This is a genomic window from Armatimonadota bacterium (genome assembly GCA_031081675.1).
In the GTDB taxonomy this organism is placed as follows: Bacteria; Sysuimicrobiota; Sysuimicrobiia; order Sysuimicrobiales; family Kaftiobacteriaceae; genus Calidihabitans; species Calidihabitans tengchongensis.
The window spans coordinates 1-9,905 of the sequence record JAVHLZ010000012.1 but is presented as its reverse complement, the minus strand read 5'-3'; the positions used below and the strand labels follow the sequence as shown (position 1 = coordinate 9,905).

9 protein-coding genes are annotated in these 9,905 nt (G+C 66.9%); all 9 read left to right on the top strand.

Features of this window, described 5'->3' with window-relative positions; translation table 11 throughout:
- Window positions 1-271: hypothetical protein (locus tag RB150_06080; GenBank protein ID MDQ7820100.1), on the top strand; the 271-nt coding region annotated here is incomplete at its 5' end.
- Window positions 272-275: 4 nt separating this feature from the next.
- Entirely contained in the window at window positions 276-1,223 is a 948-nt protein-coding gene (gene cas6 / locus RB150_06075; protein MDQ7820099.1) for a CRISPR system precrRNA processing endoribonuclease RAMP protein Cas6, read from the top strand.
- A complete protein-coding gene (cas10, locus tag RB150_06070; protein MDQ7820098.1) occupies window positions 1,220-3,676 on the top strand; it encodes a type III-A CRISPR-associated protein Cas10/Csm1 in 2,457 nt (818 codons plus the stop codon). The genes cas6 and cas10 overlap by 4 nt, the downstream gene beginning before the upstream one ends.
- A 451-nt stretch (window positions 3,677-4,127) precedes the next feature.
- On the top strand, window positions 4,128-4,979 hold the full coding sequence (csm3, locus tag RB150_06065; protein MDQ7820097.1) for a type III-A CRISPR-associated RAMP protein Csm3: 852 nt from the start codon (window positions 4,128-4,130) through the stop codon (window positions 4,977-4,979).
- The gene (gene csm4, locus RB150_06060; protein ID MDQ7820096.1) at window positions 4,976-5,962 is read left to right on the top strand and encodes a type III-A CRISPR-associated RAMP protein Csm4; all 987 of its coding nucleotides are present in this window, start codon (window positions 4,976-4,978) and stop codon (window positions 5,960-5,962) included. Before csm3 ends, csm4 begins: the two co-directional genes overlap by 4 nt.
- On the top strand, window positions 5,959-7,152 hold the full coding sequence (gene csm5, locus RB150_06055; protein ID MDQ7820095.1) for a type III-A CRISPR-associated RAMP protein Csm5: 1,194 nt from the start codon (window positions 5,959-5,961) through the stop codon (window positions 7,150-7,152). The genes csm4 and csm5 overlap by 4 nt, the downstream gene beginning before the upstream one ends.
- A gap of 1 nt (window position 7,153) precedes the next feature.
- Window positions 7,154-8,431: a TIGR02710 family CRISPR-associated CARF protein gene (locus RB150_06050; GenBank protein ID MDQ7820094.1), complete on the top strand. Its 1,278-nt coding sequence runs from the start codon at window positions 7,154-7,156 to the stop codon at window positions 8,429-8,431.
- Window positions 8,432-8,441: 10 nt separating this feature from the next.
- Window positions 8,442-9,431 carry a CRISPR-associated endonuclease Cas1 gene (cas1, locus tag RB150_06045; GenBank protein ID MDQ7820093.1) on the top strand — a complete coding sequence of 330 codons (990 nt, stop codon included), beginning with the start codon at window positions 8,442-8,444 and terminating at the stop codon, window positions 9,429-9,431.
- A gap of 9 nt (window positions 9,432-9,440) precedes the next feature.
- Entirely contained in the window at window positions 9,441-9,719 is a 279-nt protein-coding gene (gene cas2, locus RB150_06040) for a CRISPR-associated endonuclease Cas2 (GenBank protein ID MDQ7820092.1), read from the top strand.
- The last annotated feature ends 186 nt before the right edge of the window (window positions 9,720-9,905 follow it).

The following is a 9,905-nucleotide window of genomic DNA, read 5'->3' as shown; positions in this document are numbered from 1 at the left end:
CGCGACGACCGCAGTCTACCAGTCCGCGGCGATCCGCGGGTACACCTGCGCGACGTGGGCGTTTCTGCCCACAAGCGAGCGGACCAGCTACATCTTGGGTGTTGTCGCGCTGGCCGACGCTCTGTACGCTTCGGACCGTCTGGACTACGCCATGGACGAGGCGGTCCGTCTGCCTCTCAGCGCCTCGGCGTACCGTCCCCTGGTGGATGCGGGCTGTCTGTACGTGCCCGCCTCCACCCCGGTTCTGGCGGTGCTGTACTCGCTGAAGTGAGGGGGTGAGCTCTTTCGAGGTCGGTCGCTACCGGTTCCGCTGGGTGTCGGAGGAAGCGGGGCGCCTGCCCCGCTTCCTCGGTCCCACCCTGCGCGGCGGTCTGGGACACACATTGCGGCGCATGGTGTGCGTGACGCGCCTGCCGGCCTGCGAGGCATGCCTGCTCCGATTCCGGTGCGCCTACCCGGTGCTCTTCCAGCCCTTTGCGCCGCCCACGGGTTCTGCGGGCGGCCGCTACAACCGGATGCCGGTGCCGTTCGTGCTGCGTGTGCCCTTCGGTCGCTCCTGGCGGCCTGACCGCCGCCCGGGCGATTCTGTGGAGTTCGAGATGGTGCTCGTGGGACGGGCCAACCAGGACCTGCCCTACTACGTGCTGGCGCTGGCAGACCTCGGGCGCGTGGGCCTCGGGCCCGCGCGGCACCGCCTGCGCCTGGAAGAAGTGGCTGCCTGGACGCCGAACGGATTCGTGCCCGTATACCGGACAGACGACGCGACGTTGCGGACCGACGTACCACCGGTGCCCCTTGAGCGGTTGCTCGCGGAGGCCTTTCTTCCGGATGCCCGTCAGCTCACCGTGCGCTTCGCCGCGCCGGTCCGGCTCGACCTGCGGGGCGACCTGGTGTACCCGGTAGCCTTTCACCAGCTGGTGCGGGCGCTCGACCAGCGGCTGCGGGCCCTGGCGGCGTGCTACGGAGGTCCGCAGTCCGAAGAGGCGGACCTCGGCGAGGCTGAGCGCGTCCGGGCGGTGCGCGACCGGACCCGCTGGGTGGACCTGCAGCGTTACTCCACGCGGCAGCGGACCACCATGCGGATCGGCGGGGTCGTGGGCAGCGTGACCTACGAGGGGACCGACTTCACGCCCTTCCGCCGGCTCCTGGCCTTCGGCGAGTGGCTCGGCGTGGGCAAACTCACCAGCATGGGCCTGGGACGGATGGAGGTGGTGCGGCCGTGAGCAGGAACGCGGAGCTGGTGGCCCTCGCGGGCTTGCTGCACGACATCGGCAAATTCCGGCAGCGCGCCTTCTGGTCGGAGCGGCAGAACCACGAAGGCCATGGACGGAGGTGGGCGGAGGACAGGTTGCTGCCCCGCCTGCAGTTCCTGAACGAGCAGGAAAGGCGGCAGATCGCGGAGGCGGTCGAGAAGCACCACTATCCGCGGCCGTACGCCCGGGACATCCGGGTGGTCCAGCTGGCGGACCGGCTGGCCAGCGGGGAGCGGGTGCCGCGGCAGGAGGAAGGGACCGGAGATCCGTCACAAGAGCTGCTGATCCCCGTGTTCGCGGAGCTGCGACTGGACGGCCGCGGACCGGAGGGAGTCCATCGGTGGGCCTACCCGACAGCCAGGCTGGAGCTTGGTGACCAAATCTTTCCCGGATCCGGGCCGGATCTGCACGCGGAGTACAAGACCCTCTGGGACGGATTCGAGCGCGAGCTGGGGGCGATCCCCGACGACGCCCCTTGCTTTTCGGACCCGGGCGCCTTCGTGTTGACGTGGATGTCCTTGCTGCGGGTCCACGCCTGGTGCGTGCCGGCCGCCGCGTACAAGGACGAGCCCGACGTGTCCCTGGCCGACCACCTGCACGTCACGGGGGCCCTGGCTGCGTGCCTGTGGGAGCTGCCGGACGCAGCGATCGACCGCCTGGAGGAAGGGGGGGCCGACGACCAGCCCGTGGCCTTGCTGGTGGGCGGCGACCTGTCCGGCATCCAGCGGTTCCTGTACACCATCAGCAGCGCCGGGGCCGCCAAGAGCCTGCGGGGCCGGTCGGCCTACCTGAGCCTCCTCTGCGAAGCGGTGGCGGAGTACGTGCGCCGCGACCTCGACCTGTTCCCGTGCAACGTCCTCTACAGCGGGGGCGGCCACTTCTACCTCCTGGCTCCCCTCAGTTCGCAGGAGCGGGTACAGAGCCTCCGGGACCGCATCACGGACCTGCTGCTCGACCTCTTCGGGGGTGAGGTGGCCATCGTCCTGGCGTCCGTGCAGCTCAAGGCCTCCGACCTCAGGATCACACCGGACCAGCAGAGGAGTCCTCTCGGCGAGCGCTGGGCCGAGCTTTCCGGTCGGCTGCGGGAGGCCAAGCAGACCCTGCTGAGGGAGGTCGCCGTCAGCAACCCGACCAGGGTTTTCGGCCCCTTCGGGGTGGGCGGCCGCGAGACGTTCTGTGTGGTTTGCCACAGCGAGCCGGACCAGCCGGAGGGGATTACTGGTCGGGGTCTTGCAAGGCCTGTCCGGGACGCTGCGGAAGAAGCGGAGCGTAAGTGCTCCCTGTGCGAGAGCTTCGAGGACCTGAGCCGCGCCCTCGCCCGGGCGCGGTACCTCGTCCTGCGCCGCGTGACGCCGCGGACGAGCGGAGAGCTCCAGTGGCACTCGGCCCTGACGGCCCTGGGCGTCGAGCTCTGGTTGGACGACAAACCAGACCTGCTCACGCACTACCGCAAGGGTGACTGGGTGATCCGCCTGAACGACCCGCGCGTGGACCCCGTGGTCGCAGGCGACCGGCAGGTTCCCGTCGTGGGTTTCCGGTTCCTCCCGAACTACACCCCCCTGGGCGAGGACGGCCAGATCCGGGAGATCGGGGAGATGGCCGCGGCTTCGGACGGCGCCCCGTACTTCGGCTCCCTGCGCATGGACGTGGACAACCTTGGCCGCCTCTTCTCCGAAGGGCTCGGGGGCCGCCTGTCGCTTTCCCGCGTGGCCACCCTGTCGCGTTCTCTGGCCACGTTCTTCGAGGGATACCTCAACCGGATCTGTGAAGGGCTAGACTCCGAGCGCAAACGCCTGTACCTGCTCTACTCCGGCGGCGATGATTTGTTCGCGGTGGGCAGCTGGGACAGGGTCCTGGACTTGGGTGAGACCATCCGGTCCAAGTTCCGGCAGTACGTCTGCGAGAACCCCGCGGTTACCCTGTCCGGGGGCGCGGCCCTCCACCACGAGAAGTTTCCCCTGTACCAGGCCGCGGAGCAGGCAGGTAGCTACCTGGAGTCGTCCAAGGCATGGAAGCGCGACGGCCGTTCCAAGAACGCTTTCAACATGTGGGGCCAGGTCGTCGAGTGGGAAGAGCTGATCTGGGCTCGACAGTGGCATGACACGGTTCGGTCCTGGCTGGGAGGCCAGAAGGTCCGGCGGGCGTTCGTCTTCAAGCTCGCGCGGATCGCCAGCCTGTATCAGGAGCGGGAAAGACGGCGGCGCTGGGAGCACCTCGTGGACGAAGCCGCGGTACGCCGGCGGCTGAGGTACGAGCGGTGGCTGTGGACCCTCGTCTACTACCTGGCGAAGGAGAGCGCGGAACTGCAGCCGCGCCTAAAGGAACTGCAGCAAGATCTGGTGGACCAGGAGCGTGTCCGTCAGCTGGGCCTGCTGGCCCGCTGGGTCGAGCTTTCCACACGAGAATCCTCAGGCGGGAGGTGATGGCACGTGCCAACCAGGGTAGAGTCCTCTTGGAACCGTAGGGGAGTAGAGGAAGAAGTCAGACATATCATTTACAATCGGGATTACGAGCGCTTGGTAGATCGGGCGAGGGACTGGGCGAGGGAGCTTGCGCGGGGGGGGCAACAACAGGATGCATCGAAGGCGCAAATCCGGAAAATATTCGGAGAGTTAAAGCAAATCGAGATGCGATGGGATCGCGATCCCCGACTGAGCGTTGAGCGTCTGCGGATGCTGAAGCCGCGCTTGGCCTACGCGGCTGCAAGGCCGAATGTCGGCGCAGGCATCGGTCGCCTAAAGGACGTGCTTAGTCCGGCAATCGACGCCGTGCTGGAAGCCCAAGAGGCGCAGCGCCATGAGCGATTCCGTACGCTTATGCGACTGATCGAAGCGTTGCTTGCCTACTTCACCGCGGAGAGGGGGGCTCGGGCTCATGAAGGCGCCACAACTTCTGGGTAAGGTCGTCCTGACGGCCGAACTGAAAGCCTTGACAGGGCTTCGCATTGGCGCGGCGACCTCGGGAATCGAGATCGGCGGCTTGGACAATCCTGTCCTGCGCGACCCCATTACTGAGGTCCCATACATCCCTGGCTCTTCTCTGAAAGGAAAGCTGCGCAGCTTGCTGACCAAAGCCTATGGATTGGAGCTATTGCCTTTAGGGCCCGTTCGCCTTCACTGGTGCGAGGACGAAAACACCTACAGGACTTGTCCGGTGTGCCCGACGTTCGGTCAGTTCCCGGCGGGGCCGCGTCGAGCCACCTACCCATTCGTTACACCGGCGCGCCTGGCGGTGCGCGACGCGCGGCTTCTCCCTGTTCTGGAGATCGAGGAAGGAGGTCAGACGCGACGGGTGGCCTGGGATGAACCGGGCATCGATACGGATCTTCCTTATACAGAGGTGAAGGTGGAAGTAGCGCTCGACGTGGTGACGGCCGCCAGCAACCCGCGCCCCATGGAGCGGGTTCCGGCGGGAGCACTGTTCAATTCTGAACTTTTGTTCAACGTCTACAGAATGGATCAGCGCGATTCCACGGAGGAAAAGGAGCACTTTCGGAAGATTCTGGTGGGGATGCGCCTTCTGGAGGACGACTACCTGGGCTCCTCCGGGACCCGCGGGTACGGCAAGGTGAAGTTCCAGAAAGTCCGGCTCTCCTGGCGCCCCCTCGAGTACTACCGCAACCCGTCGGCCAGCCCCGAGCAGCTCCTGTGGGAGGGAGACGACCTCAGTGGCCTGCTGTCCGAGTACGACAATAAGGTGGCAGCGAAGGTGTGGGGGGGAGCATGAGTCTATACCGCGTCCTCCTGACCCCGCGCAGCGCCTTTCACCTGGGAGAGCGGGGTATCGGCTACGAGGAGACCTCGGAGCTGGTCCACGCGGACACCCTCTTCAGCGCCCTGTGCTCCGTGTGGACTCTGCTGTTCGGTGAGGATGCGGTCCGGCGGGACCTGCTGCCAGACGGTCCGAACTGGGAACCGCCGCTCCGCATCTCCTCGGCGTTCCCCCGCGCCGGTCCAGTGCGCTTCTACCCCAAGCCCCTGTTGCCCTCTCCCGATGGTGACGCGACGCGCTGGAAGGAAGTGGAGTGGCTCTCCGAGTCGCTCTTCATCGCCTGGCTGGGGGGAGCCCGCGTGCCTCAGTTCACCTTCGTCCACGACGGCACCGTGGCTCTGGCAGAAGCAGAGCGGGAGAAGCTGGCCCACGACCCGACCCTGCCCTTCTGGAAGACAGTGCGGGTCCCCAGGGTCACTCTGGACGCCGTCAGCAAGGCCTCGGAGCTGTGGCACTTCGGGCGGCTGCACTTCGCCCCTGGCTGCGGCCTGCACTTCTGGGTCGAGCTGCGAGGCCTGGAGGACCGCTTCTGGACCGCCCTGCGGCTGCTCGGTGACGTGGGACTGGGAGGCGACCGTTCCGCGGGTCACGGCCTGTTCGACGTGGAGTTCAGACAGGAAGAACCGCCCTGGAAGGCTTCGGACAGCCGGTTCGTCACACTGTCGCCCGTCTACCTCCCGGAGGCGCAGGCCGGTGTCCTGCTCCGCAACGGGTGCGCCTACCGCCTGGAAATGCGACCGGGGTGGATCGGCGCCGCGCAGCCCAGCCCCTACCGGAGAAAGGCGGTGCGCCTGTTGGCGGAGGGATCGGTGCTTACTGGGTCGACGGGCGCCCTCTGGGGAGGCTTTGTGGACGTGACCCCGGAAGGCGTCCCGGACCTGCCGCACCGCGTGTACCGCTGGGGTTACGCCTTTCCCGCGGGGGTGATTCGGCCATGATGCCGCGCCTCGCCAGCACCACCACGTACACCGTGCAGTGTCTGTCCCCGGTCCACGTGGGCACAGAGGAGCGGTTGGGAGGCCACGACTTCCTCGTGCTCCGGGGCACCCTGTACCGTGTCGACGCGGCTCGACTGCTCGTCGAACTGGAGCAGGCGCGGGAAGCCCGCGACCGCTATTTGTCGGGAGGCCTCGCGCAGATCGCCCAGTGGCTGCAGCAGGGTGACCGGCTCCGCCGCCTCAGCGTGTACAGCTGCCCGGTGCCGAGAGACCCACGGCGGGGGGAGGATCTGCGCCCCTTCCTGGCCGACCCCCTCGGCCGCCCGTACGTCCCGGGCACCGAGCTCAAGGGCGCCGTCCGCACGGCGGTCCTGTGGCAGCGGATCTTACAGGCGGGCGGCAGGAGCGAACTCGCTCGGCGGGCGGGCCGCACTAAGAACAGGCGGGGCGGGGTGGAAGACGTGCGAGACCGTCGTTTCGCCGGCGAGTGGCTGGAGGAGACCGTGCTGGGCGAAGACCCTCGCCAGGACACCTTCCGCGTCCTCCGCGTCCGTGACTCTACCCCTGCGCCTGCAGCGGCTCTGCGGGCCTACCCGGTGGTGGTGGCTGTCCGGCAGAGCCCTGGCCTCGGCCTGATGGAGTCGCCCCGGCAGGGCAGTCAACCGAGCCGGTACACCCAGGACGTCGGGCGCGCGGTGGCGAGCTTCTGCGAGTGCCTCCACGACGGGGTTGAGCTGCGCGTCCCAGTGGAGGTGGACAGATTCCTCCTTGAGAGCCACGACAGGTGGGGGACAGACGCAGCCTTCCTGGAAAGCTGGCCGGAGGCGTGCAACGCCTTCGCCCGCTCGGTGGCGGAGCAAGAGCGCCAGTGGTGGACACAGGCGGGTAGCGCCGTCCCGCCGTCCCTGCGGCAACTCGCGGACACTGTAACCCGCTTTTACACCGAGCTCCTCAGGCGTCTTCAGAGTCCCCCTCCGGGGCACGTGGTCCTGAACCTCGGGTGGGGCGGCGGGTGGCGCACCAAGACCGTGACGGAACTGTTCGGGGAGGACGTGGTGCAGCAACTCGTACGCCGCTACCGACTGGACCGTGGGAGTGGCAGCCGGCCGTTCCCTAAGACCCGCAAGGTCGCCTGGGTCCAGCGGGACCGGTTCCTTCCCATGGGCTGGGTGGTGCTGATTCCCGGTTGAGATGGTGTCCATGGCCACCGCGCTGATTTTGACCGTCGGTACGACCGCGGACCCCCTCGTGAAGGCCGTCGAAGAACACCTTCGGCAGGACCCCGACCTTGTGGTCTTTCTTCTCTACGGGAGACCTTTCCCGGGGCAGGATCCCTCGCCATTCGATGTGGCGCAGCAGGTCAGAAGCCGGGCAGCGCAGCTGGGTGTGCGCGCGGAGCCGCGGGAGGTGACCGACCCTGAAAACCTCGACGTGTGCCTGGAGGCGGCACGAGAGGTCCTGAGGGAGGCTGCGGGCAATGATCAAGTTATCGTGAACTTCACCGGAGGTACCAAACCGCTGTCTGCCGCGGTGGTCCATGCGGCGCTCACCGAGCCCATCGCGGGCAGCCTGGTGATGGAGTATACGGGGGGAGAGCGGCGGGACTCCGCCGGGCGCGTGGTCAGCGGGGCCATGCGCGTGCGGCCCAACGAGCGCACCGCCACCGAGGAGACCACCCGGCAGGTGCTGGAGCTCCTGCGCAGATTCGCCTACCGGGAGGCTCGCTACCTGGCCAGCCGCCTGCCGGAGGCGGGGCGGGCCGGCTTCATCAAGAGGTGCGTGGACGCTCTGTACAAGTGGGACGAATTCGACTACGAGGCGTCCAGGGAATTGCTCTGGAGGCACTACGAGGTAGCCCGCGCGCTCGGCGACGTCGGGAAGCTGGCACCCCTTGCCCACCTGGTCCAGCGCCTGGTGGAACCTGCCGACCGGTTGGTAGGCGCGTCCCGACAGCTGCGACAGTTGCAGGATGGTCGGGCCACGGACTGGCCGCAGCCAGAAGACGTGGCCCTACTTACGGCAGACACCCTGGAGAACGCCGCCCGACGCCTAACGGAGGAGAGGTTCACGGACACCGTCCTACGGGCATACCGGGCGGTGGAGACCGCCGTGCAGGCACGCCTGCTGGCACACCGGGTCAACCCCTGGCGGCCCGAGTGGGACCGGCTGGATCCGGGACTGCGAAGCCGGTACCAGCTCGCGCTGGAGGGTCGGAACTTGCCCCGCGAACTCGCGCTCACAACCGGCCTGCGCCTGGTAGAAATCCTCGAGGGGCCGCTCCCGGAAACCCTCACGGAGTTGCTCCGCGACATCCAGTTCAACCGCAACCGCAGCTACCTGGAACACGGTTACCACCGGGTGCAGGCAGGTGACGCCCGGCGGCTGCTCGACCACGCGGCCGAGGTGTGCGCGCACCTGTTACAAGCGGACTTGGTCGGCCTCAGGGAGCGGGTGACGCACAGCGTCTAGACCTGACGGTATGGCAGCCCTCTACGTGGTGGAACAGGGGGCGGTGGTGCAGAAAGAGGGAGAGCGGCTTGTGGTACGTAAGGACGGCCGCTCACTGGCCAATGTGCCCGTCTTCAAGGTGGACTCGGTTGTGGTGTTCGGCGGCGTCCAGGTGTCGACGCAGGCGATGGCTCTGCTGCTCGCCCGCGGGGTCGAGCTGGCTTTCATGAGCATGGACGGCCGGCTCAAGGGGCGCCTGATGCCCGTGGAGTCCCGTAATGTGCTCCTCCGGTTGCAGCAGTACGAACGCTACCACGACCCCGCCTTTCGACTGGAACTAGCCCGGGCAGTGGTCCGAGGCAAACTCCTGAACGCTCGGGCTTTGATTCTGCGCTACCAGCGCAACCACCCCGACGCACCCCTGGATGAGCCGCTGGGCGCGCTGGAAGACAGTCTGGCTCGAATAGATTCCGCAGGCGATCTCGACTCTCTTCGCGGGATGGAGGGCCGGGGGACCGCTGCCTACTTCACCGCTTTTGCGCGCATGGTCACCGGAGAGCTCAGATTCTCCGGTCGCAGCCGTCGCCCACCGGGTGATCCGGTGAACGCGCTGCTTTCACTCGGCTACAGTCTGCTAACCCAGGAGATGTTCGGGGCCATTGCAGCCCGGGGATTCGACCCGTACCTGGGATTCTTCCACGACGTGCGCTACGGCCGCCCGGCCCTGGCGCTGGACCTGGTGGAGGAGTTCAGGGCGCCGGTGGTTGATCGGATGGTGCTGGCCCTTGTGAACCGCCGGGTGTTTGGACCCGCGGACTTCGAGGAGGGAACGGAAGGTGGGGTGTTCCTCACGAAAGACGCCTTTCGCAGGTTTCTTGCGGCCTACGAAGACCGTCTCGGCGGATCCGGACCCGCGAGCATGGAAGGCAACTGGCGGGTTGCCTTTCGAGAGCAGGTGGGACGACTGGTGGGAGCGATCCGCTGGGGGGAAGCGTATGAGCCTGTGCAGATAACAGGCTGACGTGGAGCCGTGCCCTACGTGGTCGTTGCCTACGATATCCGAGACGACGCACGCCGGCTGCGCGTGGCGAAGGTGCTCAAGAACGCCCTGGAGCGCGTGCAAAAGAGCGTGTTCGAAGGTGAGGTCGAACTTGACCGGCTGGAGATTGTGGAAGCCAAAGCCCGTCGCCACATGGACGAGCGCCAGGATAGCTTGCGCGTGTACTTGCTCTGTGCTCGCTGTGTTCAGACGATCCGGGCATATGGGATCTCCCCCATGGTGGAGGATCCCGATGTCCTGATTGTTTGAACTCAGTTGTATGAACCTTGACAACTGAATCATGGATGTGGCGAGGTTGGGTGACCGGCCGCTGATCCCGACCCGCCTTGTGTTCGGGGAGCGATCAGCTGTTCGCCGTTCTTTCCGCGGCGGCTGCTCATAGACTTGCGGGAAATCACGAACTTTTTAGTCTGCGCGGCCGCTGGTTGTTCGCAG

Bases quoted from the DNA above. Each gene is read 5' to 3' on its own strand.
- csm3 (MDQ7820097.1), top strand. From the start codon at position 4,128: ATGAAGGCGCCACAACTTCTGGGTAAGGTCGTCCTGACGGCCGAACTG.
- csm4 (MDQ7820096.1), top strand. From the start codon at position 4,976: ATGAGTCTATACCGCGTCCTCCTGACCCCGCGCAGCGCCTTTCACCTG.
- csm5 (MDQ7820095.1), top strand. From the start codon at position 5,959: ATGATGCCGCGCCTCGCCAGCACCACCACGTACACCGTGCAGTGTCTG.
- RB150_06050 (MDQ7820094.1), top strand. From the start codon at position 7,154: ATGGTGTCCATGGCCACCGCGCTGATTTTGACCGTCGGTACGACCGCG.
- cas1 (MDQ7820093.1), top strand. From the start codon at position 8,442: ATGGCAGCCCTCTACGTGGTGGAACAGGGGGCGGTGGTGCAGAAAGAG.